Below are 25,037 nucleotides of genomic sequence, written 5' to 3'. Positions count from 1 at the left end.
CGCTATGAACAACGACCATTTCAAAGGCAAATACGAAGTTGAGCTAAAGTATCGTTTACGCTCGAAATCTGAATTTCTCCAAATTTTAGACTGCATACCTCATGAGGTTATGTTGCAAGATAATGTTGAGCGCGATTGGTATTTTGATAGCAGTGACCGTTCGCTCGAAAAAGCCAATAAGAGCGTTTGTATTAGGACAATGGAGCCGTCAGGTATCAAGTTGTGGATTGTGAAGGGGCCAGAGCCAGATAAGTGTGTCGCGACCAATATCGTTGATGCTTGCAACGCTAAGCAAATGTTGAAAACCATGGGTTTTGACGTTGTGTTAGAAGCCCAAAAAAGCCGAAGTATTTACTTTGTTGGCGAGTTTCATATTACCGTCGATTGTTTAGCTGGGATTGGCGACTTTGCAGAATTTGCCATAATGACAGACGATGAGTCTCAATTGGTGAGCTATCGTGCTCAGCTAGAGGAGCTCGCCTTGCAGTTTGGTTTGACCGAAGAAATGTTGCAAAGCAAATCTTACAAACAAATGTTTATTGAGCATGCACGAAATTGCTGATTAGATAGCAAAATTGCACAAGGAACTCAGATGCAAGATGTTGAATTTCAAAGCTGCTCTCCAGATAGTCAACATTGGATGGCGCTCGAAAGGCTGTTTCAAACCGAATGGTCTGATTTTCGCTTTTGTGACTCCTACAAACCGGATGCCAACTTGCCACCCGCAATCATTGCACTTAAGGACAACCGCGTGATCGGTGGTTTGGCTTATTCGCGCTTTCAAGAACCGCATCAGTCACATCAAGTCATTTGGTTTAATGCACTTTACGTGTTGCCACACTGGCGCGGCGCAGGCATCGCCGGTGAATTGGTCAATCAAGGTGTTGGCCAAGTCCCTAAGTCTAGCCAAAGTCGAGTTTACGCATATACAAACGTTGCGTGCCTATATCAATCTTTGGGCTGGTCAGTTGTGAATATCGAAAGCGAGCCAAATCATCACGTCATGTTTATTGATCTTTAAGCGTCATCGTTGCTTAGCTTCAGTGGTGTTAACAACACTGAAGCTAAAATACCGTGAAAGCGAGGAAAGTAGTAATGCATAAATGCAATGGCAATTGGTCTTTAATCCCTGAACTTTCATTTTATGATCAGGGTGAGCCACCTAAAAGTTGTTTGTATCAGATTGCGCTAGATGAACTAAATGCGGACTTCAAGCTCTCATGGGTGCAAAACGATGGCAAAGAGATGGTGATTGAATTTGGCGGGGTAGCGGATTCTATGCCACATGCGGTTGACGCTCCACCGGGAGCAGAAGCTAGCTATACTGTAGTTTCAGAAAATATTCTCGAAAGTCGTGTGTTTATCGCAGGTAAGGAAGTGGCGTATGCTAAGCGAGTTGCGTCTGAAGACGGTACTCTGATGTCTGTGTTGCAAGTCAATACCATGTCCTCGGGGGAGAAGGTTCAGATCACGCAGGTGTACAGAAACACGGCTAATGGCCTACATAGATGAATTTTCCCATATCGTGTGGCATAAATCTGATAGACTCGCAATTTACAATGCCGTCACGTAGGAATACTCACCATGAGCCAAGAACAACCCAATAACCCATTACACGGACTAACGTTAGAAAAGATCCTCGTACGGCTACAAGAGCACTATGGGTGGGAAGGTTTGGATGCTGAGATTAAAATCAATTGCTTTTACAGCAACCCGTCAATTAAATCTTCGCTCAAGTTTTTACGTCGAACCCAGTGGGCGAGAGATAAAGTAGAAGCCCTCTATATTGAGACTTTTTGCAAGTAACCAGTCAACACCAAGATGCCCACAGTGAAGGCGAGCGATCAATCGCTCGCCTTTTTTGGCTAGTTTAGTACGCGACGCCAATACGTTGGTTGGGATATTGATGCGCTTCGAGCTCGTCAATCATCGCAACGGCGTAATCAGATACCGAAATTTTGCTGTTACCTTCAGAGTCTGTTAACAGACCGTCGCCGCCAACGCGATAAGGGCTCTGTTTTTCTCCGGGGAAAATTTCAGCCGCAGGGCTAATGAATGTCCAATCGACGGAGTTTGTTGACGATTTAAATACATCAAGTGCCTCACCTTGAGCTATGGCTTCATCTTTGTATTCCGTAGGGAACTCCGGAACAGAAAGCAATTTAACGCCAGGTGCGACTTCCAGTGAACCTGCACCACCAACCCATAGCAAACGCTTAGCCGTTGTTTCTGGTAGTACGCTCAATAGTCGCGATGCGGTTGAGGCGACAATATCATGATTGCCTAATGCTCTGCCGCCGATGGAGGCCAGTACGGCATCCGCGCCTTGTAATGCATTGAGCAAATCATTGTCGCTTGCATGTAAGTCAAACTGATGCACTTCCACACCTGCTACTGAATAGTTGTCGACATTGCGCACAAGTGCGATGACTTGATGACCGCGAGCTTTCGCTTCTTCCACTAAGTGGCTACCGATCCAACCTGATGCACCTAATACTGCTACTTTCATGGCTATTTCTCCGTTCGTTTGAGTAATTTGTTAGTTCCAGCTCAGTTTAATAGTTGCATTTAGGGATAAAAATAAGCATTAATGATACTAATTGTATCTACTTAAGTTGCTAATCAGGAATGGACCGACTTATCGCGATTAAGAGTTTTGTCGAAGTGGCAAACCGAAAAAGTTTTACTAAAGCGGCTGATTCTTTGGGCCTTAGCCGTTTGCAGATCTCTCGTCACGTTCAAGATGTGGAAAGCTGGCTCAATCAAAGACTGCTTCATCGCACGACACGTAAAGTGAGTTTAACTGCTTCGGGTGAGCAAGCTTACATCCGATGTCAGCGTATTCTTGATGAGGCGGCTGCGATGGTGTTTGAAGCCGAAAAACTGAATGACGAATTGGTGGGTACGATCAGGATTGCTTCTCCGATTGGCTTGGCTCAGAACATGCTCATCGGCGCGATAATGGATTTTACAAATCATCATCCATTGGTGGTGATTGATATTATTGCGTCAGACAAATTTACTGAACTTGTCGATGAGCGAGTGGATATTGCACTGCGCTACACTGAAAAGCCAGATGACAACTTAATTGCCCGCAAGCTTATGTCAATTGACTCTGGGCTATGCGCCACGCGACGCTATTTGGAAAAGTATGGTGAGCCCGCCCATCCGCAAGATCTGGAACAACATAATTGTCTGGTGCATTTAGATATTAAGCATTGGCGGTTAGTGAAAGACAGTGATCTATTTGAGCCAAGCATTGCGGGGAATATTCGGGCCAACGAACTGACGACGTTAATGACAGCCGCAATGAATGATAAAGGGATTGTCAGAGCGCCATGCGATCTCGCCAACCCACTGGTGGAGGAAGGAAAATTAGAATACATCCTTAAAGACTATGCCTCTCCAAGCTATGCGCTTTGGGCCGTATATTTATCGAGAAGCTATCAGACGCCGCTGGTGCGTCGCTTTATCGATTATTTAGTTGATCACTGGCAAGAGGACATCTTGCGCTTAAGCTAAACATCATCAAAGGCCACTGGTGATGACGGGAATTTACTAGGGGCCTTTGTGGATGAAAGTTTTAGGTAAGGATTATACAGTGGCCATCTCTTCGCTTAACTTATTTACGTCACACTCTACGTCGTATAACAGTTCAGTCACTTTGGATGGATGCAAAATAAACTCATCAGGGACTTGAAAGCGGCTTATCATCAATGAGTTGTACATTTCCCAGTGATTAAGCAAGCAAGTCTCTAGGCTGTCTGTTTCATCGGCCCAAGTTTCTTTCATAAACGGCCCCAAGCTTGCTGCACTGTGAGCATACATGATCATCTGCCATTTGATTTCCCAGATCTTAATTTGCGCTGCAGGGTACTGCTGATTGTACTGCTCGGCGAGCTCCTCAACCAAGCTTTGTATATCGCCTGAGCTATCGATGAAGTAATCAAAAAGAGCGTCTTCTTGCCTTACCGCGTCGGCAATGAGCTGAATAGGTTGTTTAAATTCAAGCATATGTGCCAGCAAGCGAACCGAGAAGTGATACAGTTTGACGTTGGAACTGTAGTTAGGCGGTATGTGCTCAATAATGGTGCGCATGTACTGTTCCATATAAAGATGCAAACCATCGCTAATGGCATACCAAATTTGCTCTTTACTGCCGAAATGGTGGCGGATCAGGCTATGAGACACGCCGGCTTTTTCACTAATGTTTCTCAGAGATACTCGCTCATAACCAAGTTCACAAAATAACTCGGTGGCTACACGCATAATTTCACACTTGGTTTTTTCTGCGTCTTGGGCGCTTCTTCGGCCTTGCTTTCTTTCAGTCATAATTCTCGTCAACTTTCTAAGACGCCCCTTTCTACCAGAAAATCCATTTTATTTCACCCACTACACACAAACAGTATAGCTGCTGTAAAAAATTATATTATACGAGTGGAAAATAAATATTGATCTCATGGATGGAATTTATATACTGCACGAGCGTGTAATAAACAGAGATGTTCAGACATGACAGCATCATCAGAAAGAATGAAATCGATTCTTAAGCTTGTTTGCGTAGGGGCTTTGGTAGTTAACCTAGCAGCTTGCAATAAAGCCAATTCAGAAATTACCGACCCCGTGGTGAAACCCGTCAAATTACTTGAAGTACCGGATTTGGCGACTCGTCGCTATGACTCATTTATTGCAACGATAGATGCGACAGACCGTGTTGCTCTGTCATTTCAGGTTGCTGGGGAAATCGCTAATATCGACGTGCGAATGGGGAGTATTGTCGAGCAAGGTGACGTGCTTGCTAGACTTGACCCAACGGATTATCAGTTGGCATTTGATGCGCGCTTGGCAGAATACAACCTGGCCAAGACGGCTTTTGAGCGCGCAACTCAGTTACATAACAAAAAGCTGATTAGTGTGGATACCTATGAGCAGCATGAAACCCGATTTAAAGCCGCCAATGCAGCTTTAGAACAGGCGAAGACCGACCTTGAGCATACCCAAATTATAGCGCCTTTTTCTGGTGTCGTATCGATAACTTTTAGCAAGGAACACCAAGTTGTGGGTGCAAACCAGCCAGTACTTAATTTAATTGATAATCGTGTGCTTGATGTGGTGCTGACTATTCCAGTGAGCTACGTCGAAACATATGGATTAAAGCATATTGCATCGTCAGAGTTTCAGGTGGTGATGGACAGTCATAAACAAAACCCAATACCTGCTGAATTCAAAGAAATTTCCACTCAGCCCGATGCTGATACAAACAGCTACCAAGCGAGTTTAACGTTTAACAAGCCACAGCAGCTTAACTTGCTACCAGGGATGACCGGCCAAGTACATTTACTCAATGAGAAACGTGGCAGAGCTTATCAGCTTGCCTCCAGCGCCTGGGTTTCGAAGCAACAGAATCATGGTCAGTTGTATCGTTTCGATAGTGATACTCAAACCCTCTCTTTGGTCAGTGTCGAACTGGACGATGACGGGCACGTTGTTAGTGGACTGACGACTGGCGATCTCATTGTTCAGGCGGGCGTTGAGAACTTAGCGCCAGGCCAGCAAGTAAGAGCTTGGACAAAAGAGGGCGGGATCTAAGATGCAATTAAAATCTATTCTAGTTGGCACTCTGTCTACTCTCGCTATAGTGGCGTGTACCCCAGACAACGCACATCGTGAAACCAACCCAATAATGGTGGACACTTATCTTGTCGCGGCGGCGGCAGAAAGTCAGTTTCGCAGTTTTAATGGTCAGGTAATGCCAGCCGAATTAACGCCACTTTCGTTTCGTCTGGATGGAAAGTTAACCTCAATTCTTGTCAGGGAAGGTGACAATGTCACTAAAGGCCAAGTGATTGCCACTCTTGATGACAGCAAGGCTAAGCAAAACCTGATCGATGCGCAGGCCAAGTATGAATTAGCGTTAAAACAGGTTCAACGTGGTCGCGAGTTGCGAAGCAGCAAAATGATTTCACGTGCCGAGCTGGATGAACTCACCGCCAATATTCAATTCGCTGAAGCCAACTTAGGATCGGCTAAAGCACGCATGAATTATGTTCGGCTACGTGCCCCATTTGATGGCGTGATTTCTTCCGTCGATAAGAAAAAGTTCGAAAACGTCTCTCCCGCAGAGCAAGTCGTCTCTATTTATCAAGGCAATCAAGTCTATGTAAAAATAGAAGTTTCAGACTCTGTATTGGCGATGCTCAATCTGGCGAAAGTTGGGCAAAACTACCAACCTGTGGCGAGTTTTTCTGGGCATAGCGGCAGCTATCCAGTTGCCTACTATGAGCACAACAGCGAGCTTCACCCACAAAGCCAGACCTATGAAGTTTGGTTACGCATGCCCCAATCACAACCGCCAATTGTCCCTGGAACCAGCGCCAAAGTATCCGTCGATCTTGTCAAAGCTGGCCTTAACACCTTCCAAGCGTATCAGGTGCCGATGACCGCGATTGATGCCGGCCTCCACAGCCAAGAGTTTTACGTTTGGAAGTTGGAGCAAGGCCACGCTCATCGCTGCTCGGTCGTTGTTGATCAGATTACGGGGAATGGGGCATTGGTGGGCACTGGCATTGAAAAAGGCGATGTGCTGATCAATTCAAACTTAAGAAAACTACGTGACGGTATGGAAATCAAGGGAGCTGAGCTGTGAGCATTGCTGAGTACTCAATAAAGAATAAAGTGATTAGCTGGTTGTTCCTGATCATTCTTGCGATCGGAGGTTACACCTCATTTATGGATCTGGGCCGTTTGGAAGACCCTGCATTCACGATCAAAGATGCGATGATCATTACCACCTATCTGGGGGCGACGTCTCAGGAAGTTGAGGAGGAACTTACTTATCCGTTAGAAAAACAAATCCGTCAACTGCCTTATATCGATAAAATTACTTCCACTTCATCAAATGGTTTGTCGCAAATCATGGTTAGCATGGAAATGGAGTATGGTCCTGATGAATTGCCGCAAATCTGGGATGAGATGCGACGTAAGATAAACGACTTACGCCCCACATTACCCAGCGGTGTCAACTCTATACAAATCATCGACGACTTTGGTGATGTATACGGAATCATGCTGATGTTAACGGGCGATGGCTACGATTACATTGAGTTAAAACGTTACGCAGATTATTTAAGTCGTGAACTCGAATTGGTTGATGGTGTTGGCAAAGTTGCCATTGCTGGCGATCAACAAGAGCAGTTGTTCGTTGAAATTTCGCTTGAGCGTCTTGCGGCGCTGAATTTGGATATGAATACCGTCGTTGGACTACTCAACCAACAAAACAGCGTTCAGGCGGCAGGCGAAGTGATGGTCAATGGGCAGAGGTTAACAATTCGTCCAAATGGGGCGATGAGCTCCGAGCAGGAACTTGAAGAACTGATCATACATGGACGTGATACGGGAAATCTTATCCGGTTAAAAGATGTAGCAACCATTAGCCGCGGTATTGAGGAAAAACCAACTAATGTCGTTAGCTTCAACGGTCAACCTGCGATTAACCTTGCAATCTCATTTCGTGCAGGTGTCAATGTAGTTGAAGTCGGTAAAGCATTAGAAACCGAACTGCAAGCTCTGGAGAATATCAGGCCTGCAGGTGTGGAAATTAACTATTTTTACAATCAATCTGCAGAAGTGGAAAAGTCCGTTAACGATTTTCTCGCCAGCTTAGGAGAGGCGGTTGCGATTGTTATCATCGTGCTACTGTTCGCGATGGGGTTACGAAGCGGAATCATTATTGGTGTGGTGTTACTGCTGACCGTTGCAGGTACTTTTATCTTAATGAAGCAAAGTGACGTTGAGCTTCATCGGATATCTTTAGGTGCACTGATCATTGCGCTCGGCATGCTGGTTGATAATGCGATCGTTGTTGTTGAGGGTATCCTTGTTGGACTGAAAAGGGGTAAAACCAAGGTTGAGGCGGCTGTCGATATTGTTAAGCAAACTCAATGGCCTCTTCTTGGCGCAACCATTATCGCTATCACAGCTTTTGCTCCTATAGGCTTGTCAGATGATGCGACGGGTGAATTCATGGAATCACTCTTTTGGGTGCTTTGCTACTCGCTTTTCTTAAGCTGGATCACGGCGCTAACGTTGACTCCGTTCTTAGCGAGTCTACTGCTTAACGGAGACGAGCAGCTTGAGGAAGACCAAGAGGTGGATCCATATCAAGGTGTTTTATTTTCCTTATTTGGTGCCACTCTAAAGTTTGCTTTGCGCTTTCGTTGGCTAACGATAGTGAGTATGTTTGCTCTGCTAGTTAGCTCTGTGGTCGGCTTTAGTTTCGTCAAGCAGCAGTTTTTCCCACCGTCAAATACACCGATTTTCTACGTCGATATGTGGATGCCCGAAGGAACGGATATACGTGAAACTATCAAAGAGACCAATAGAGTCGAACAGTATATTCGTGACCAAAAGAACGTTGAATTCGTTTCGACAACGACAGGGCAGGGGCTACAACGTTTTGCATTAACTTACCAGCCGGAGAAAAACTACGAGGCATACACTCAGATTCAAGTTCGCACACATGATCGTGAAACCATGTTTGAGCTGTTAGAAGAGCTGGATAAAAACCTATCGACGACGTTTAATCAACCCACATTCCAATTCAAATTGATGGAGATTGGTCCTTCTCCCGCGTCGAAAATAGAGGCTCGCATTACAGGATCTGATCCTCAAGTACTTCGTGATATTGCGCTGCAGGTTGAGGATGTTTTGCTTAAAGATCCTGGCGCACGTAATGTACGTCATGATTGGCGCGAGCGAACCAAACAATTGATTCCGCAGTTCAATGAATCGAAAGCCCGACGTTTAGGTATATCTAAAGAGGAGTTGTCGGAAACGCTGCAAATGGCGTTTGGTGGTACCCCGATTGGATTACTCCGTGATGGAACACATCGATTACCGATTATTGCGCGGCTACCAGAACAGGAGCGAGTGGATTTCAAATCGCTGGCCAATGTAAAAATATGGAGCCCAACACTACAAAGCTATATTCCAGTTGAGCAAATTATTGATGGTGTTGCCTTGGAGTGGCAAGAGCCACTCATTCAGCGCCGCGATAGAAAGCGGACATTGACAGTACTGGCTGACCACGACGTATTAGGGTACGAAACGCCGGCGAGCTTGTTCAATCGAATTCGTCCACAAGTGGAAGCTTTAGCTCTACCAGATGGCTATACCATAAGTTGGGGCGGAGAGTACGAGTCATCATCGGATGCACAGCAAGCACTGTTTAGTTCTTTACCTATGGGTTACTTACTGATGTTTATCGTCACTATGTTGCTGTTTAATTCATTGAGAAAGCCATTAGTGATTTGGTTCACTGTACCACTCTCTATTATTGGCGTATCGATAGGTTTACTTGCTACTGGTATGCCGTTTAGTTTTACGTCAATTTTAGGTGTGTTGAGTTTGAGTGGTATGATCTTGAAAAATGGTATCGTCTTACTCGATCAAATCAATATTGAGCTTAGTTCAGGCAAAGACCCATACCAAGCCATTTTCGACAGCGCAATTTCACGCGTACGCCCTGTCAGTATGGCCGCATTAACAACAATTTTAGGCATGATACCACTGGTATTTGATGCATTTTTTGGCTCAATGGCAATAACAATTATGGCCGGATTAGGCTTTGCTACAGTACTGACATTAATTGTTGTACCTGTTTTATTCGCCATCTTCTACCGAATCAAACCATCCACTGCCGGATAATTCACGGATAGAATAACGATTCGATTTTTGCCAGCCCGGGTTTTTCTCCGGGCTTTTTTATATCTTTTCACTTTAATAAAATTTTTTATTATCGACAAATCTATTTTTAATTATAAATATCACTACTTTTGGTTGTGTGATTTCAAGACTGACGAATAACAAAAATGTCATATTGGAGATGACAATATGATTAAAGTATAGAATTTCGTTATAAGTGATGTTGATCAGTGAAAATGATGAAACACCATAAATACGTAGATTAAACAAGTAGATGAAGCTTTATGAGTAAACTGTAGTTAATGAAATTACAATAAAAAACAGTGAGTTGCGCATTTTAACATGGATATAACATTTCATTTTATATGAGACTTTGTTCAACTTTATTGATTTAAATAAATAAAATATTTGAACTGTAATAAATGCCAGTTAGCTTTAATTATTAAGAGACATAGAAAAAGTCTTAATAATTTATATTGATGACGTTGGTTGGTGCTTAATAGTAAGCACTGGCAGATTAAATGGTTTGGTAATTTGTTGCTATTAAGAATGGAGTCTATTAATGAAGAAACTCGCTTTGATCACCGGATCTAAAGGCGGAATCGGTTCTGCTATCTCTAGCCAATTAGTTAACGATGGATATCGTGTTATTGCTACTTACTTCACGGGTAAGCATCAATGTGCTCAAGATTGGTTTAATGCAAAAGGCTTTACCGATGATCAAGTTCGCTTGTTTGAGCTTGATGTCACCAATACTGAGCAATGCGCCCAACGCTTAGCTGAATTGCTTCAGGAAGAAGGCACGGTGGATGTTGTTGTTAACAATGCTGGCATCACGCGTGATGGTACGTTTAAGAAGATGACGGCGAGTGCATGGAAGGACGTCATCGAGACGAATCTAAATAGTGTCTTCAACGTCACCCAGCCATTGTTCGCCGCGATGTGCGAGAAAGGCGATGGCCGAGTCATTAATATTTCTTCAGTCAACGGAATTAAGGGCCAATTTGGTCAAACCAATTACTCTGCCGCCAAAGCAGGCATGATAGGTTTTTCTAAAGCACTTGCCGCAGAAGGTGCACGATCTGGTGTGACGGTTAATGTGGTTGCTCCCGGTTATACAGGTACACCTATGGTCGAAGAAATGAAGCCTGAAGTACTCGAGTCAATTAAAGCTCAGATTCCTATGCGTCGCTTAGCAACACCAGAGGAAGTGGCCAAGTCTGTGGCGTTTTTAGTCAGTGATGCTGGAGCCTACATTACCGGGGAAACGCTCTCCGTTAATGGCGGCTTACATATGCATTAAGGGAGTGAGCGACATGGAAAAAGTTTATATTGTTGGCGCGAAACGAACGCCAATCGGCTCTTTTGGTGGCACGTTAAAAGATGTCTCGGCAGGCAATCTTGCCTCCATCGCGATCAAAGCAGCGGTCTCTCAAAGTGGTGTCAGCCTTGATTCTATTGATGAAGTGATCGTTGGTAATGTCGTTTCTGCAGGGCAAGGCATGGGAGTGGGGCGTCAAGCCTCAATATATGCGGGTATACCCAATCAGGTTCCGGCTTATTCGTTGAATATGGTCTGCGGCAGTGGCATGAAAGCTGTGATGGATGCGGTCAGCCACATCCGTAGTGGTGACGCTGATGTTGTTGTAGCGGCTGGGGTTGAAGTGATGTCTCAGATCCCGTTCACAGTTCCTGCTGGCATTCGAGATGGTCATAAAATGGGCAATCTTAATCTCACCGACTTGCTTATCAATGATGGATTGACTGACGTCTATAACCAATACCACATGGGTATGACGGCAGAAAATGTCGCCAATGAGGTCGGCATTACTCGACAGCAGCAGGACGAATATGCCCTTGCTAGCCAACTGAAAGCGGTGTCGGCGATAGAAGCTGGCAAATTTAAAGACGAAATCGTTGCGGTTGACGTTAAAAAGCGCCGTGAAACCGTTGTATTTGATACCGATGAATACCCTAAGTCAGATACGACACTCAGTGGCTTAAGTAAACTTCGCCCGGCGTTTGACCGTGAAGGTAGCGTAACCGCTGGCAATGCATCTGGCATCAATGATGGTGCTAGTGCGGTTGTTGTTGCCAGTGAGTCGGCCATAAAAGCGCAAGGCCTGAAGCCAATTGCTGAAATTGTAAGTTATGCGCAGTCAGGTTTGGAGCCAGAGATTATGGGCCTTGGTCCGGTTGATGCTGTTACCAAAGCACTGCAAAAAGCGAATCTGACCACAGACGATATTGATGTCTACGAGCTCAATGAGGCATTTGCCGCTCAAGCGTTAGGGGTCATTTACCGTTTAGCTGAAAAACACCAAGTTTCGATTCACTCTATTTTAGATAAAGCCAATCCAAATGGTGGAGCCATTGCTTTGGGCCACCCGCTTGGTGCGTCGGGCAACCGAATCTTAGTGTCACTCATTCACGAGCTCAACCGTGGTCAAGGACAATATGGTGTTGCGTCACTGTGTGTCGGTGGTGGTATGGGCACGGCTGTTGTCATCAAATCAATTAACTAACCCAATTAAATGGACTTAACTTAGGAGTGATACTTATGTACACCGATTTTTTCAAAACGTTTACTGATCAAACTGAAAAAGGTTTAGAACCATACGTAAAGTTTAACAAGCTTGTGACTAAAAACGTAGAGGTACTTACAGAACTTCAATTGAACGCTATCCGTACCTACAGCGAGATGGGTTTAACGCAGATGAAAGCCGCAAGTGAAGTTAAAGATGTAACGTCACTTACGGCTTTTAACAGCCAGCAGCTTAATGTACTCACCAAGTTATCTCAGCAGATGATGGACGATAGCAATAAGCTCCAAGCGATTGCGAAAGAGTTCAAAGATGATGTTGAGCAAATGACATCGGAAAACCTTAAGACAGTGACTCCCGCATAACACTGACTTTTCTGCCGCCGTAAGGCGGCTTTTTTCCGATCTTAGGAGTAGCAAAATGTTACAACACTTCTTTTCGGACTACCTTGTTAAGCTCCAAGAAACCAATCAAAAATGGTGGCAAGATCTAGAACTCAGCAGGGCAGCCGCGAATTCCCCCCTTAACAAAGCGATGCAAGAGGTTAACTTCGAAGACACGGCAAAGTTGTTTGAAAGTGCCGCGAATCAACCCGCCGCATTGCTTAAGATTCAAGCTGACTGGTGGCAACAGCAACTTCAGATTTGGCAGAACGTCGCGTTGGCTGCCAACACGGAAGAAGTTGTTAAAGCAGAGAAAGGTGACAAACGCTTTGCTCATGACGAGTGGCAGAAAGACATCTTTTTTAACTTTATCAAGCAGTCTTACCTTTTGTTCAGCAAAACATATCTAGAGACGATTGACAGTATTGAAGGACTAGATGAAAAGAGCAAAGAACGCATAAGCTTTTTCTCTCGCCAAGCAATCAATGCGCTCTCACCGAGCAATTATGTGGCGACAAATCCAGAGCTGCTTAAGTTAACGTTAGAGCAAAATGGTGAAAACTTGCTCGCAGGGCTTGAACAACTCAAAGCCGACGTTGAATCAAGTGCAGATATTCTCAAAATACGCATGACCAACAACAATGCTTTCAGAATTGGTGAAGAAATTGCCAACACTCAAGGCGATGTTGTTTATCAAAATGATTTGTTTGAATTAATTCAGTACCGTCCCATGACAGAGCAAGTCAATGCGACGCCTCTCTTGATTGTTCCTCCGTTTATCAATAAGTATTATATTCTTGATTTGCGAGAAAAAAACTCAATGGTGCGTTGGCTTCTAGAGCAAGGGCATGCTGTGTTTATGATTTCGTGGCGAAACCCGGGTAAAGCGCAACGCGATATCGAGTTTGGCGACTATGTCACCGAAGGTGTTGCCAAAGCGGTTACTGCGATTGAAGACATTACGGGATCAGAACAGGTGAATGCCGCTGGCTACTGCATTGGTGGGACTGTCTTGGCATGCACTATTGCCTACTATGCCGCGAAGCGAATGAAAAAGCGTATTAAGAGTGCTTCTTTCTTCACGACCTTGCTCGATTTTTCTCAGCCAGGGGAGGTCGGTGCTTACATCAACGATACCATTATCGATGCGATTGAAGCGCAAAATAACGTCAAAGGTTATATGGATGGGCGTTCACTTAGCGTAACATTCAGTTTGCTGCGCGAGAACAGCTTGTACTGGAATTATTATGTTGATAACTATCTGAAAGGCAAAAGTCCTGTCGATTTCGATTTATTGTATTGGAATAGCGACAGCACCAATGTTGCCGCCAACACTCATAATTTTATGCTGAGAGAGCTTTATCTCAATAACAAGCTTATCGAAGATAAAGGCGTGAAAATTGGTGGTGTCTGGATCGATCTCAACAAGATTAAAGTTCCTAGCTACTTTGTCTCAACTAAGGAAGATCACATTGCCCTGTGGCAAGGTACTTACCGAGGTGCACTCAATGTCGGTGGCAACAAAACCTTTGTGCTTGGCGAATCCGGTCATATCGCGGGCATTGTTAATCATCCCGAAAAAGGAAAATATGGTTTTTGGACCAATGATTCTTTGGATGACAATGCAGATGATTGGCTAGCCAATGCAGATCACACTGAGGGCTCTTGGTGGACGCATTGGAATCAGTGGCTGCTCAGCTTTAATCCTGACGAAAGAGTAGAACCGTTTCGCATTGGAAGTGAGCAATTTCCTATCTTGAGTTCTGCTCCGGGTAATTATGTCAAACAAGTCTTGCCAATTATCGAAAGCAACTGATTGGTTACGGTAAAAATAAAGGCCTCTAGCTAATCTTTGCTAGAGGCTTTTTTATTTGTAATGTATCTCAATATCTGTTTAATTGTTTTGCTAGACAAAAAGCCGAGGGCGAAGGAATGAAAACAATAGGCATTATTGGCGGCATGAGTTGGGAGTCAACGGCGACCTACTATAAACAACTCAACCAAGGTATTAAGCAAGCTAAAGGTGGTTTGCACTCGGCTAAAGTCATCTTAAACAGTGTCGATTTTGCACTAGTAGAAGCCCTACAACGAAGCGGTGATTGGCAATCGAATTCCAAAATTCTATGCGACGCGGCTCAATCGATAGAAAAGGCGGGCGCGGATTTCGTACTTATTGCCACCAATACCATGCATAAAGTAGCCAGTCAGGTTGAGCAGTCTATTTCTATTCCATTACTTCATATCGCCGACGCGACGGGTAAGAGGCTCAAACAGCAAGGGGTGACTAAGGTCGGTTTATTAGGCACCGCATTTACGATGGAAGAGGACTTTTACAAACAACGCTTGACCGATAAATTTGGTATCGAAGTGATTGTTCCGAATGGGGTTCAGCGTAAACTTGTCCATGACATTATCTATAATGAACTGTGCTTGGGTGTCGTCAAAAAAAGTTCGAAAGAAGACTACTTAACCATTATTGAAGACCTCGCTGTGGCTGGTGCAGAGGGTGTTATCCTTGGGTGCACAGAAATCGGTTTGCTTGTGCAGCAGCTAGATACTGAAGTTCCTCTCTTTGATACGGTGCAAATTCACGTTGAGTCAGCGGTTAGCGAGGCGTTAAAATGAATAGAAACGTCTGGCTGCTGTCGTTGTGCCAAGCGCTATTGATGACAGGCAACATATTGCTCATCTCCGTGATTGGGCTGGTTGGGAAAACGCTTGCGCCTGACTCAAGTTTGATCACCTTGCCTGTTGCGCTGCAGTTTTTAGGCTTAATGAGTGCAACCATTCCTGCCTCATTAATTATGGGGAAACTTGGCAGAAGGAAAGGGTTCAGCATCGGTAATATCGTTGGTATTACTGGGGCGACGATCGCCACTTATGCACTTTCTCAGCAAGCATTTTATTTATTATGCGTTGGAACATTTTTGCTGGGGATCGGAATTGGGTTTGGTACCTTGTACCGATTTGCCGCGATAGAAGTGTGTGATGAAAGCGCTCGCCATCGTGCCATCTCCATTTCGATGGCTGGTGGTGTGTTAGCGGCCGTGTTGGGGCCAAACTTGGCAATTTATTCTCAGCAATGGTCGTCAGATGGCCTGTATGTTGGTGCATTTATGGCGCTGATAGCTCTCAATATCATTGCGCTATTCCTGTTGCAAACGATCAAATTCCCTAGTCCGATAGAACATCATGAAAGTGCGATTGCCGAACCTCTAAGTGAAATTATCAAAGCACCGAACTTTGTTATTGCAGTTTTCGCCGCGATGGTCTCTTATGCGGTGATGAATATCCTAATGACGGCAACGCCGTTGGCGATGATTGGCTGCGGATTTGATTTTCATAAAGCAGCAGGGGTGATTGAATGGCATGTGCTTGGTATGTTCGTTCCTGCGTTCTTCACTGGTCGATTGATTGAGCGTTTTGGCGCGAGAACAATGATTTTATCCGGTGGATTACTCTTTGTATTGTGTATTGCAATTAATATACATGGTCAGTCTATCTGGCACTTTAGACTTGCTCTCGTGTTACTTGGTATCGGTTGGAATTTCATGTTTATTGCCGCGACGGGGCTGTTTAGCCAATCATATAAACCACACAACAAATCAAAAGCTCAAGCATTCAATGAGTTTTTTGTATTTAGTTGCGTGACCATAACAGCGTTAATGTCTGGTTGGTTGGAATCAACGGTGGGATGGCAAACGATGAATATTTATGTCTTACCGTTTGTGCTGGCTATTATTGTCGTGTTCGGCTTTAACGCCTATACGTCCCATCGAGCACTTGCTTAGTTGTGGTAAAAACAGAAAGGCAGAGGTAACGACCTCTGCCTTTTTGATTTTAGAATGGAAAGTTATCCAATTCTTGTTTGATGATATTGTCTGCGATGTACTTATGCGCCGCAGTCGTTGGGTGTGTAACACCCCAGAAGACATATTTGTCAGAGCCGTGAGCAGCGCAATGATTGGTAAAGCTGTGACTGTATAGATAATCCATTGCGGAACTACGATTGATATTCAAACACGCGTCGGTTGAGTTAACGAAACCATGCGCTTGAGGGTTATTGGTCATGGCTTCAAACAGAGTATTTGCATCATAAAGTACTACATTGATACCTTTATTTTTATATAGGTCAGCTTGTTCGCGAATAAAGAGATTGAACGCGACGATCTTTGCTCTAACTTCGTCGATTTGTTGCTGCGTCGAGTATTTGAATTGAGGGGCTTTTGTTGCATCTGGGAGTGTCAGCAATATAAGGTGCTGTGCTCCTGCATCTGTCAGACGAATTAACGCACTACTCAGATCGGCTTTGACATCAGCAACTTCTCTGTTGTAATTCATAAAGTCATTTAAGCCAAACTCTAAAGTAAATAGGGTATTTTTCGGCTGGTAGTTTTTCGCAAATTTCATATAAGTTAAGTAGGACGTTACTTGGTCATAAATACCCGTTAACGCGACATACTGGTTTGTTCCAGCAGCACCGCCGACAGCCCAATTATAGAGTGGGACACTTTTTGCCTGCGCTAGGTACTCCGTCCAGACGAAACCATTTGAAAAGTGCCCTAAGAACCAAGAGTTAGCATTTGGAAATACCCATTGTGAACCATTAAATAGATTACCGGTATCTGACAGGCTATCGCCAAAAGCCACCATTCTGTTGATACGATTTATTTGAGGGGGATCATTTGTCCATATTGAATGGTTATAAGAAAAACGATTGTCTGAAGCGAAGTAGAGCATATCTGCGCTATCATGAGATACATCCAAAGTTTCTTGGCAGCGTTGCCTAATATAAGATTGGGCGGTATCAGAATAGAACATGTTTTTAAAAGAAACTGAAGACCACCAATAACCGTATACTTTCAGATAATCCCCATTTTCATCTAACGCCCACTCCCAAGATGTCGCTGGATCGTCGTGAGATTGAGCAGGTCGATACCAGCATCGCACGTAAGTATATGTTTGAGAGTTTTGAATCGATTGCGCGTATGCCGCGGTCACAGCTTCAGGCGTTTGTGGTTGTTCAGCAGCAAGTGCTGGTAGCGCGATAAGCGAGCTAGCCAATATTAGTGCATTTTTCATAAAACGTTCTCGTCATTGATTATATTTAGAGCTTTAGCTCTTATCTGTTGTATCTCATATAGAGGTATACGGAGTCAAAGAAATGATTTTATGAATGGTTTTAAAGATGAACTAAGATCAAATTGTCACAACAAATGAGATTTATATTAAACATCAAATATAAATTAAAGTTCTAATTTAGGATTTTGAATTTAAGGTGTATTTAAATTAACGAGTCCTAATGTATTTATTCATTGATACTAAAATAACAGCTTAAAAAACAAACAACAATCTTCCATAAAATATTAGTTATTTATCCGTGATGTTTACTCCGGAGATGAAAATCTAAGCTTTATCTGATTTATTGATTCGGAGTACAAGGTCAGTGCGAAAAGATATATTAATTCGCATCTCATTCTATTAAATGTTAGGAAAAATAACATGAATAATAATAAAGTTGTGAATATAACGTTGGTTTCGGCTGCGGTTAGCTTGGGGCTGTTTTCAACAAACGCGTTTGCTGCAGTGGATATATTGGACATTAAACTTCAAGGTCAGAGCTGTGAAATGGGGTTTAGCCCCATTGCCGCTGACGAAGTGATGCCGATTAAGTCAGATCTTGTGGGGCAAATGGGGCCTTGGCAAATCACTAACCTTGCTGATGGCTACGTGTTAATGGGGTCTGGGTATAACGGAACGATAAAACAAGATCGTTTAGCGGCAACAACGTGGTGTACTTACAACACACCACCGGATCACAGTATTCCAAACTATGCGCCGTTATTACTGCCAGAAAATGATGAAGCTAACACAGAGTGGCGTCTTGTGAACAAGCAGGAGTTTTACAAACCTCTGGCTTTGCTGGCTCACTACCTTGGTTTTGGCTGGGCTGGTGGTACAGATAGCCAGTATGTAGGTGATGATATGCTCACCTCTACCGATGGTTTGGGAAACTATGATATTGATGCTGATAGTTCTGGTTCTTGTGAAGGTTATCGTTGCAACGAACGCCTTAAAATGGATATCTCTGGATTCCAATATCATATCGATCCAGAGACATTTAGCGCTGGTCAAATTACGCAATCTGACAAAGAGTTGATTGGTCGTCGTTCAGAAGTTGTGACTAACGAGTCTGATTTAGAGCAACAGTATCGTGTGACGTTTAAATACGATAAGTCAACAAACTGGTCTAAAACAGATACCTATGGGTTGAGTCAGAAAGTGTCTACTAAGAACAAGTTTAAGTGGCCATTGGTAGGAGAGACCGAGCTGTCTATCGAAATTGGAGCAAGTCAAAGCTGGGCGACCACTAACGGTAACTCAGACACGAAAGGCATATCCAATACGATAGTTGTTAATGTGGCGCCTAATACCAAACAAGAAGTGTTTATGGAGGTATTTCGCTCATCAATTAGCTACCCATATTCATTTAATGCACAACTGAGTTATGAGCTAGCGTTAACTGGCTTTATGCGCTGGTCTGGAAATGCGTTAAGTTACCACCCTGAAGATCGGCCAACCTACACCGCTAACTGGGTAATTGGACGTAACGGTGGGAATGAGAACAACCTCAAGTATCAGTACGAACACAGAAATATTCCAGCCACTTCAAACGAATGGGATTGGCCTTGGTTACTGCGTCAATACGGTGAGAACAATGTGAAGAATTTACTTGGTGAGGTGTTAAGACCTATCCAAACGCATATTACGGGGGAATTCTTTGCTGATTCTTCCTTTGGTTCTGATGTTAGATTTGGTAAGACAATACCTTTGGATGGTCGTACTAAGCGCTCGACGGACTATTCACTTACTGACCAAGAGCTTGAAGCTTATGGTATTAAAAACTTTACGGTAGAAGTGGTTCCGGTTCCCAAATTGTAACTAAAAAAGCGCGGCCCTTGTGGCCGCGCAAACTTCACGTGGAAGTGTGGGAATTGAGTGAATCAGTCAGTGTTAAAGGTCAACCACGATGGCTTTGCTCGTTTTACTGCCATTGTCGTCCATAACAGTTAGAGTCACTGTATGTTTACCGTAGCTAGGGAAAATCTTAGTGAAGATACGGCCACGTTTGACTGTTCCATTGGGAAGCTTCCATTCAGTGTCAACGATTCGGCCATCCGAATCATAACTTGTCGACCACATGGTTACCCAACGACCTAAATGAATGTATTTAGCGTCGGCAACGGGTAGGGCATTGGGCACTAACACTTCGATTGTTTCGCTGCTAGTTGCAACAGCACCTTTGTTGTCTGTTACGGTTAGTGAAACCGTGTATGAACCTGATTCATCATAGCTCCAGACAGGAGAGGCTTCAGTACTGGTTTCACCATTGCCGAAATCCCATAGGTAGGCCGTGATCGTACCATCTGGATCAGAGCTGGTATTTTCTGAAATGACCTGCATTGCGTCGATCGTCAGCTTAAAACTCGCCGTTGGAGCGATATTCGGTTGCTCGACTTTAGACAGCTTAATGATAGCGAACTCGTTCGCAGGATCTTGCTCTATTACATCGATAGATAGTCCAAACTCGGTCAATAGACGACCTGAGTCAGGCGCAGCCGGGTTGGAGTAATCTTGGTTATCAGAGAACATCGCGTTTGCTATTAGGCTAATATCTTCAAGAACATCACCATCCGAGCTTTGCAGACGCATACTTGCCTGATCGTGTAGTGAGAACGCCGCATCACGTACTTGATAACGCGTTTGCGCCGCGCTGCCCGACTTCTGCCAAACCAACGCATTCTGGTCTGCATCAACGACACCTAACCAACCTTGACCGGGATGTTTGCCGACCCAGTTATCTGTCATCGATTCGTCTACGTACCAAACAATCAATCCTGGTTCGAAAGACATCATTTGCCCCATACGCTTGATGTTGTTTAAACCCTCATCGACGTCTGCATGACTACGCCATTGAAGCAAATAGTAGTGAGGCGCTTCATTGAAACCATCGTTCAAACGAAAGCCGTTGAGTGAGAAAGCGGATGGCGTTTCAGCGTTATCTAATTCAGTTATGCTCCCATCGACAACAAGGGCAATTTTGTCTATGTGAAGGCCTTCCATCGCAAGGCCGCCATCTGTAACGTAGTCGAAGCCAAGCGTGATTTGTTGTCCGGCCCAAGCTGAAAGATCAAATTCTGCATCGATCCAACCATTGGAATCACCGTTAATGGCAGGCACTAGGCCTGTGTTATATGGGTCATCATCCGTAGTGATAGTACCGGCGATAGGCTGACCATTAATGAGAACACGAGCAAAGTCGTAATCCTTCTCGATTTGGTACCACGCTTTGAACGTCAACCTAGCGTCTGAACCGCTGGGAATCGTCACGCTACGTTCCATGCTGTTGTTGAGGTCATCGCCCTTGCCACTGTGGAAATTATAATTACCCGCAAATGGCGCTAGCCCTTCTGTACGTTTGAGCGGAAGGTCAACACGCACCATATTTGGGTTATCATTATCAATGGTTTGGTGGAGTTTGATTTCAAGTGGCTCGTTGTCGAGATCGGCTAAAGTCACCACATCGTTATCGACCCAACGACCGCCAATAGACGCCTGCAAAAATTGTTTAGCCCACGAGCTGAATGCGGTAGGCTGCGTACCCCCAATTTTTCCCGCCCAGCTGCCAGAGGACATGATTGACCAATACGAAACAGGCTCACCTATCCCTGTGTATTGAGTATCGTACTCGTCAGGTAGGCCGAGATCGTGGCCATATTCATGCGCACATACGCCAGCGGCAGCGTCAATCGGTTGAATGGTGTAGTCGAACGCAGCGTATTGGCCGCCAAAACGATCAACCACCGAACTGTTGGTGCCTGTCAGCACATGGTATTGGCCAAGATTGTAACGGTGAGACCAGATAGCATCAGCACCCAGTACGCCGCCACCTGCTTCTTCACCCACAGATGCATGGAACACCATCAAGTGGTCGATGACTCCGTCTGGCTCACGGAAGTTGCCGTCGCCATCGTAGTCGTAACGATCTTCGACATCGTAATCTGCAAGGTTAATTGATGGATCGTTAGCTAATTGATTGAGTGCTTCACGTACTAGCTCTTGTGCGTTGATGTCGTTGTCAGTGGTCGGAGAGTTACCACCGTAGTACGCTGCGTTGTTTGCCGCGCGATACCAGCCAGCAGCTTGACCAGCGACACTATAACTATTGCCAGACTCTTTCTCATAGTACTGGCGCATAGAAATCAAGTTTTCACCGTTAGGGCCTAGGTAGCCATTGTCTGAAAACAGTAAGTCTTGGTAGTGGTGAGTATCATAACGATCATAGAGCATCTCGGTGTGCTCTTTAGTCAATCTATTGTCATCCCACGTAAGATCGGGAAAATCAACGAGTACCGCGAGTACTTTATCAGTGCGTTTGTCATCAGCGTCGAATGAGAAGATGTGTGCCTTGTGTAACCCTTTGTCGGATTGTATCGATTTAAGGATTTTAGCGCGCTGCTGCAACGCTTTTTTGCCAAACTGGGCATCGCCTTCAAAGCCACGCTTGAGTTTTGCTGCAAGATATTTGTCCAACGCTTGTTTACGTTGTTCAATCGTTGGATTTGAAGCAAGCTTTCCTTGAGCGATTAGCATCTCGATGACCTTGTCTTCGTTGATTACGCCCAAATCAGCCGGTGTTTGTGCTATCGTATTTGCACTAAACAGAGTGAACACTACTGATGCTAGCAGTGATTTCCTCGCTATTTTCATTATATTTCCTTATTTATTTTTATTGCCAACAAACCCGCATATCGCGGTACAACGACGTTGTTAGACTAAATAGATACTCACTCTCGCTAGGTGACTTTCAATTTAGATTAACGTTTTGCGTTCGTTATTCTTTTGCTGAAATACAGTCCGGTTGTTCCAATTCAGGAGATTCGTTTGTGCTCTTTTTCTCTGAAGGTTCAGAAAACTTCTTAGAAAGGTATATTTGCAATGACTTCTGTTTTTCAACGTCACTTTGATTTTGACAAATTACACCTTGCTTGATGAGGGACGCGATGAGTCGCTCGTCGCTCACTCCGCCTGCGATAGCTTGCGAGCAAGTTAGAATCATTAAACCACTGACTATTTTCATGTTTATATTTATGGATTGTCTATTTTTGTTACAAAATATATTTATTTTAACTTATTTGTAATCGGAGTTTTTTATTTGAGTGGGACGTAATCAAGAAAACAACATAAAAAGTAAATATAAAATAACGCTGCGAAGTGGGTAAAATAAAATTACTTATTCATATTTAACGACTAGATACTTGTTATAATTGTAAGTTACATTTTTACAGTATGGGTTGGCTTTAACGATTCCATTGTTTTAAATTAGAAAACGTTAAATTAGTTATTTTGTACTTAACTAATTATTTGTATTTATTGAGTGGCTGTATTTTTGTTATGAAATTTAACGTATAAACGATGAAATAAAATTTTAAAGCTACAGAGTAAGTGTTAGAGCACAAAAAAATGCCACCCAGAGTCAGGTGGCATTTAAGAATGATGATAAGAGAAAAACTAGGTCTAAAAATCTAATCGATATACCGATGTGCTACCGCTGACTTCATTGCCAACGGCAATAAGATGTTGACCGTTGCGAGTGAAATAGTGGATAGACTCAGGGCCTAAGTCTCCTGCTGCTGGATTGTATTGTCCATTTACGCAGTCACCATCTTCGACCTCTGTACAAACGGGTTGAGAGAAATCACGGTTATTCATAAAGTAAATAAACATCGGAGCCTTAGGGTCAGTGACGTCATAAATCATGATGCCGCCTTGGCGCTCAAGACCAATGAAGGCAAGTTGACGTCCGTTGATTTGAGCCACTTCAATGGCTTCCGGTTCTACGCCTTTGTCATCGCTTCGCCCATCTGCACTAGCGTTACTGTCATTACTGCTGTTTAAGTGCTTAGGTTGATGAGCAAACACAAGATCGGCGAACTGATCACCACTATCAAAAACCAACTGGCCGTTTTCATCCCATATAGAAAATGAGCGAGCACCAAATGACTGAATATGTGACTCTTTGGTCAATTCATTGATGGGCTTGACCATTTTAAGTCTTGCCAATTTCTTTTTATCTTTTAGCGCTGTAGCGAGCGGGTGCTCTGACGGCACTGTTAGCTTGGCACCACGAACTTCATCAGAGTAGGCGATACAAAAGTCTTGTTTGGTCGCATAGTCATCGCTTGCGGTGTAATCATCGCCATCCCAGTCAAAGCCGCGCATATCGCAGATTTCTTGTGTTGTTTTAAAGCCATATTCACGGCCATCGCCTTCATTTGCACTGATAATGTAGGTTTTTCCATCTACTTGGTAGCTGTCGATGGAGTCTGGCATATACAAACCTGTCAGCATCGGGTAAGAGTGAAAGTTGCCGATAACTTTGTCTTTGTTGGATGCATCGAGTTTGGCGTCGGTCCAAGATTTCTCGCCGAGTCCAGTAATGGTTTTAACCGATTTTTCCGCGAGAGATATTTTGGCTATCGCGTTGTTTTCTTGCAGTGCGACATACAAATAACCGTCTTCGCCAAAAGTGAGGTATTCAGGTTCTAGATCCTCGGCGACAGAAGCGTTAGGCGCGGAGATCCGCACTTTACTATCGAGTTCGTTTTCGCGGCTTTGACCCGCATTAAATGACTCAAACGAAATTTGGAACACCTTCGCAGAGGCAATCCCTTGGCTTAAATCGATTAAGGTAACGCTGCCTTCGGGGTCAATACTGTAGTCAGAACTCGGTTCTCCCTCGTTCGCGGAGGCAATGTATCGTCCATCTTTAGAAAAACTGACCATGTCGGGCAGCGCACCTGTCTCAAATGTTTCGACCAGTTCTAAATTGTCGGCACGATACAGAGCAATCAGTCCATTTTGCTGCTTGTTGGCATTTTCAATCGCCACAGCGAGCAGCCCTTGATGTGCGGAGACGCTGTTGGCTGCGCCAATCTCAATGCTTGCATGCTCAGCCGCAATATTGAGATCCAGCGATTCTTTTAGCGTGGGTTTATTACCGCTATCTAGCACTAATACGTCGACACGTTTGGATTGAGCATTGACTACAAACAGTTGATCGCTACAGCTATCAAAGCTAACGATTTCTGCAGCAGAGGTATCAAACGGGCTGTCTGAAACGTAACGACCAAGCAAGGTTAAACCAGAAAATGAGCCTTCAGCCTGCTCAACTTGTGCTTGAGAATGACATTGTTGTGTAAGGTCTGTCGGGATATGTGTTGCACAGCCAGTTAAAACTGCCGCGCCGATAGCGAGTGAGATCGCAGAAAGTGAACGAGTAAACAAAATATATCCTCCATGAATTGGTCACGAAATTCTATGAAGGATATATTTAGTTAACATGTTG

The 25,037-nt window shown here is 44.1% G+C and carries 21 protein-coding genes; 15 read left to right on the top strand and 6 right to left on the bottom strand.

Annotation, left to right across the window (positions count from 1 at the left end; translation table 11 throughout):
• Positions 1-4: 4 nt before the first annotated feature.
• From cyaB to TW81_RS06545, 4 genes are all read left to right on the top strand, one after another.
• Positions 5-562, top strand: coding sequence for a class IV adenylate cyclase (gene cyaB / locus TW81_RS06560; protein WP_045954904.1), 558 nt, complete (start codon positions 5-7; stop codon positions 560-562).
• Between the two features lie 30 nt (positions 563-592).
• Positions 593-1,021 (top strand): GNAT family N-acetyltransferase, encoded by a 429-nt coding sequence (locus TW81_RS06555; RefSeq protein ID WP_045954903.1) that lies wholly within the window; start codon positions 593-595, stop codon positions 1,019-1,021.
• A 74-nt stretch (positions 1,022-1,095) separates the two neighbouring features.
• Positions 1,096-1,512, top strand: a complete 417-nt coding sequence (locus tag TW81_RS06550; RefSeq protein WP_045954902.1) for a hypothetical protein — start codon at positions 1,096-1,098, stop codon at positions 1,510-1,512.
• A gap of 72 nt (positions 1,513-1,584) precedes the next feature.
• Positions 1,585-1,806 carry a VF530 family protein gene (locus tag TW81_RS06545; protein ID WP_045954901.1) on the top strand — a complete coding sequence of 74 codons (222 nt, stop codon included), beginning with the start codon at positions 1,585-1,587 and terminating at the stop codon, positions 1,804-1,806.
• 64 nt (positions 1,807-1,870) lie between these two features.
• Here the strand turns inward: TW81_RS06545 and TW81_RS06540 are convergent, their stop codons facing one another.
• Positions 1,871-2,509, bottom strand: a complete 639-nt coding sequence (locus TW81_RS06540; protein ID WP_045954900.1) for an NAD(P)-dependent oxidoreductase — start codon at positions 2,507-2,509, stop codon at positions 1,871-1,873.
• 119 nt (positions 2,510-2,628) lie between these two features.
• Here TW81_RS06540 and TW81_RS06535 point away from each other — a divergent pair, with 119 nt between their 5' ends.
• A complete protein-coding gene (locus TW81_RS06535) occupies positions 2,629-3,522 on the top strand; it encodes a LysR family transcriptional regulator (RefSeq protein ID WP_045954899.1) in 894 nt (297 codons plus the stop codon).
• A gap of 72 nt (positions 3,523-3,594) precedes the next feature.
• On the opposite strand, the gene TW81_RS06530 is transcribed toward TW81_RS06535, so the two are convergent.
• Positions 3,595-4,332 (bottom strand): TetR/AcrR family transcriptional regulator, encoded by a 738-nt coding sequence (locus tag TW81_RS06530; RefSeq protein WP_045954898.1) that lies wholly within the window; start codon positions 4,330-4,332, stop codon positions 3,595-3,597.
• 180 nt (positions 4,333-4,512) lie between these two features.
• Here TW81_RS06530 and TW81_RS06525 point away from each other — a divergent pair, with 180 nt between their 5' ends.
• From TW81_RS06525 to TW81_RS06485, 9 genes are all read left to right on the top strand, one after another.
• On the top strand, positions 4,513-5,589 hold the full coding sequence (locus tag TW81_RS06525; RefSeq protein WP_045954897.1) for an efflux RND transporter periplasmic adaptor subunit: 1,077 nt from the start codon (positions 4,513-4,515) through the stop codon (positions 5,587-5,589).
• Position 5,590: 1 nt separating this feature from the next.
• The gene (locus tag TW81_RS06520) at positions 5,591-6,646 is read left to right on the top strand and encodes an efflux RND transporter periplasmic adaptor subunit (protein WP_045954896.1); all 1,056 of its coding nucleotides are present in this window, start codon (positions 5,591-5,593) and stop codon (positions 6,644-6,646) included.
• Complete coding sequence (locus TW81_RS06515; protein WP_045954895.1) at positions 6,643-9,705, top strand: efflux RND transporter permease subunit; 3,063 nt, start codon at positions 6,643-6,645, stop codon at positions 9,703-9,705. Before TW81_RS06520 ends, TW81_RS06515 begins: the two co-directional genes overlap by 4 nt.
• Before the next feature lie 559 nt (positions 9,706-10,264).
• A complete protein-coding gene (locus tag TW81_RS06510; protein WP_045954894.1) occupies positions 10,265-11,005 on the top strand; it encodes an SDR family oxidoreductase in 741 nt (246 codons plus the stop codon).
• A 13-nt stretch (positions 11,006-11,018) separates the two neighbouring features.
• A complete protein-coding gene (locus TW81_RS06505) occupies positions 11,019-12,227 on the top strand; it encodes an acetyl-CoA C-acetyltransferase (RefSeq protein ID WP_045954893.1) in 1,209 nt (402 codons plus the stop codon).
• 35 nt (positions 12,228-12,262) lie between these two features.
• On the top strand, positions 12,263-12,610 hold the full coding sequence (locus TW81_RS06500) for a phasin family protein (protein WP_045954892.1): 348 nt from the start codon (positions 12,263-12,265) through the stop codon (positions 12,608-12,610).
• Between the two features lie 55 nt (positions 12,611-12,665).
• On the top strand, positions 12,666-14,444 hold the full coding sequence (phaC, locus tag TW81_RS06495) for a class I poly(R)-hydroxyalkanoic acid synthase (RefSeq protein WP_045954891.1): 1,779 nt from the start codon (positions 12,666-12,668) through the stop codon (positions 14,442-14,444).
• Between the two features lie 116 nt (positions 14,445-14,560).
• Positions 14,561-15,253, top strand: a complete 693-nt coding sequence (locus TW81_RS06490) for an aspartate/glutamate racemase family protein (RefSeq protein ID WP_045954890.1) — start codon at positions 14,561-14,563, stop codon at positions 15,251-15,253.
• Positions 15,250-16,419 (top strand): MFS transporter, encoded by a 1,170-nt coding sequence (locus TW81_RS06485; protein ID WP_045954889.1) that lies wholly within the window; start codon positions 15,250-15,252, stop codon positions 16,417-16,419. Before TW81_RS06490 ends, TW81_RS06485 begins: the two co-directional genes overlap by 4 nt.
• Before the next feature lie 49 nt (positions 16,420-16,468).
• Here TW81_RS06485 and TW81_RS06480 read toward each other — a convergent pair whose 3' ends face one another.
• Positions 16,469-17,710, bottom strand: a complete 1,242-nt coding sequence (locus tag TW81_RS06480; protein ID WP_045954888.1) for an SGNH/GDSL hydrolase family protein — start codon at positions 17,708-17,710, stop codon at positions 16,469-16,471.
• A gap of 420 nt (positions 17,711-18,130) precedes the next feature.
• Here TW81_RS06480 and TW81_RS06475 point away from each other — a divergent pair, with 420 nt between their 5' ends.
• Positions 18,131-19,570, top strand: a complete 1,440-nt coding sequence (locus tag TW81_RS06475) for an aerolysin family beta-barrel pore-forming toxin (RefSeq protein ID WP_045954887.1) — start codon at positions 18,131-18,133, stop codon at positions 19,568-19,570.
• 72 nt (positions 19,571-19,642) lie between these two features.
• Here TW81_RS06475 and TW81_RS06470 read toward each other — a convergent pair whose 3' ends face one another.
• The 3 genes from TW81_RS06470 to TW81_RS06460 all read right to left on the bottom strand — a co-directional run bounded on the left by TW81_RS06470 (position 19,643) and on the right by TW81_RS06460 (position 24,976).
• Positions 19,643-22,399, bottom strand: coding sequence for an immune inhibitor A domain-containing protein (locus TW81_RS06470; RefSeq protein ID WP_045954886.1), 2,757 nt, complete (start codon positions 22,397-22,399; stop codon positions 19,643-19,645).
• A 124-nt stretch (positions 22,400-22,523) separates the two neighbouring features.
• The gene (locus TW81_RS06465) at positions 22,524-22,769 is read right to left on the bottom strand and encodes a hypothetical protein (protein ID WP_045954885.1); all 246 of its coding nucleotides are present in this window, start codon (positions 22,767-22,769) and stop codon (positions 22,524-22,526) included.
• A 437-nt stretch (positions 22,770-23,206) separates the two neighbouring features.
• Complete coding sequence (locus tag TW81_RS06460; RefSeq protein WP_045954884.1) at positions 23,207-24,976, bottom strand: choice-of-anchor I family protein; 1,770 nt, start codon at positions 24,974-24,976, stop codon at positions 23,207-23,209.
• Between the last annotated feature and the right edge of the window lie 61 nt (positions 24,977-25,037).

It is taken from the genome of Vibrio galatheae (genome assembly GCF_000967545.1).
Lineage (GTDB): Bacteria > Pseudomonadota > Gammaproteobacteria > Enterobacterales > Vibrionaceae > Vibrio > Vibrio galatheae.
This window is presented reverse-complemented; position numbering and strand designations above follow the sequence as displayed.

Bases quoted from the DNA above. Each gene is read 5' to 3' on its own strand.
- cyaB (WP_045954904.1), top strand. From the start codon at position 5: ATGAACAACGACCATTTCAAAGGCAAATACGAAGTTGAGCTAAAGTAT.
- TW81_RS06555 (WP_045954903.1), top strand. From the start codon at position 593: ATGCAAGATGTTGAATTTCAAAGCTGCTCTCCAGATAGTCAACATTGG.
- TW81_RS06550 (WP_045954902.1), top strand. From the start codon at position 1,096: ATGCATAAATGCAATGGCAATTGGTCTTTAATCCCTGAACTTTCATTT.
- TW81_RS06545 (WP_045954901.1), top strand. From the start codon at position 1,585: ATGAGCCAAGAACAACCCAATAACCCATTACACGGACTAACGTTAGAA.
- TW81_RS06540 (WP_045954900.1), bottom strand. From the start codon at position 2,509: ATGAAAGTAGCAGTATTAGGTGCATCAGGTTGGATCGGTAGCCACTTA.
- TW81_RS06535 (WP_045954899.1), top strand. From the start codon at position 2,629: ATGGACCGACTTATCGCGATTAAGAGTTTTGTCGAAGTGGCAAACCGA.
- TW81_RS06530 (WP_045954898.1), bottom strand. From the start codon at position 4,332: ATGACTGAAAGAAAGCAAGGCCGAAGAAGCGCCCAAGACGCAGAAAAA.
- TW81_RS06525 (WP_045954897.1), top strand. From the start codon at position 4,513: ATGACAGCATCATCAGAAAGAATGAAATCGATTCTTAAGCTTGTTTGC.
- TW81_RS06520 (WP_045954896.1), top strand. From the start codon at position 5,591: ATGCAATTAAAATCTATTCTAGTTGGCACTCTGTCTACTCTCGCTATA.
- TW81_RS06510 (WP_045954894.1), top strand. From the start codon at position 10,265: ATGAAGAAACTCGCTTTGATCACCGGATCTAAAGGCGGAATCGGTTCT.
- TW81_RS06505 (WP_045954893.1), top strand. From the start codon at position 11,019: ATGGAAAAAGTTTATATTGTTGGCGCGAAACGAACGCCAATCGGCTCT.
- TW81_RS06500 (WP_045954892.1), top strand. From the start codon at position 12,263: ATGTACACCGATTTTTTCAAAACGTTTACTGATCAAACTGAAAAAGGT.
- phaC (WP_045954891.1), top strand. From the start codon at position 12,666: ATGTTACAACACTTCTTTTCGGACTACCTTGTTAAGCTCCAAGAAACC.
- TW81_RS06490 (WP_045954890.1), top strand. From the start codon at position 14,561: ATGAAAACAATAGGCATTATTGGCGGCATGAGTTGGGAGTCAACGGCG.
- TW81_RS06485 (WP_045954889.1), top strand. From the start codon at position 15,250: ATGAATAGAAACGTCTGGCTGCTGTCGTTGTGCCAAGCGCTATTGATG.
- TW81_RS06480 (WP_045954888.1), bottom strand. From the start codon at position 17,710: ATGAAAAATGCACTAATATTGGCTAGCTCGCTTATCGCGCTACCAGCA.
- TW81_RS06475 (WP_045954887.1), top strand. From the start codon at position 18,131: ATGAATAATAATAAAGTTGTGAATATAACGTTGGTTTCGGCTGCGGTT.
- TW81_RS06470 (WP_045954886.1), bottom strand. From the start codon at position 22,399: ATGAAAATAGCGAGGAAATCACTGCTAGCATCAGTAGTGTTCACTCTG.
- TW81_RS06465 (WP_045954885.1), bottom strand. From the start codon at position 22,769: ATGAAAATAGTCAGTGGTTTAATGATTCTAACTTGCTCGCAAGCTATC.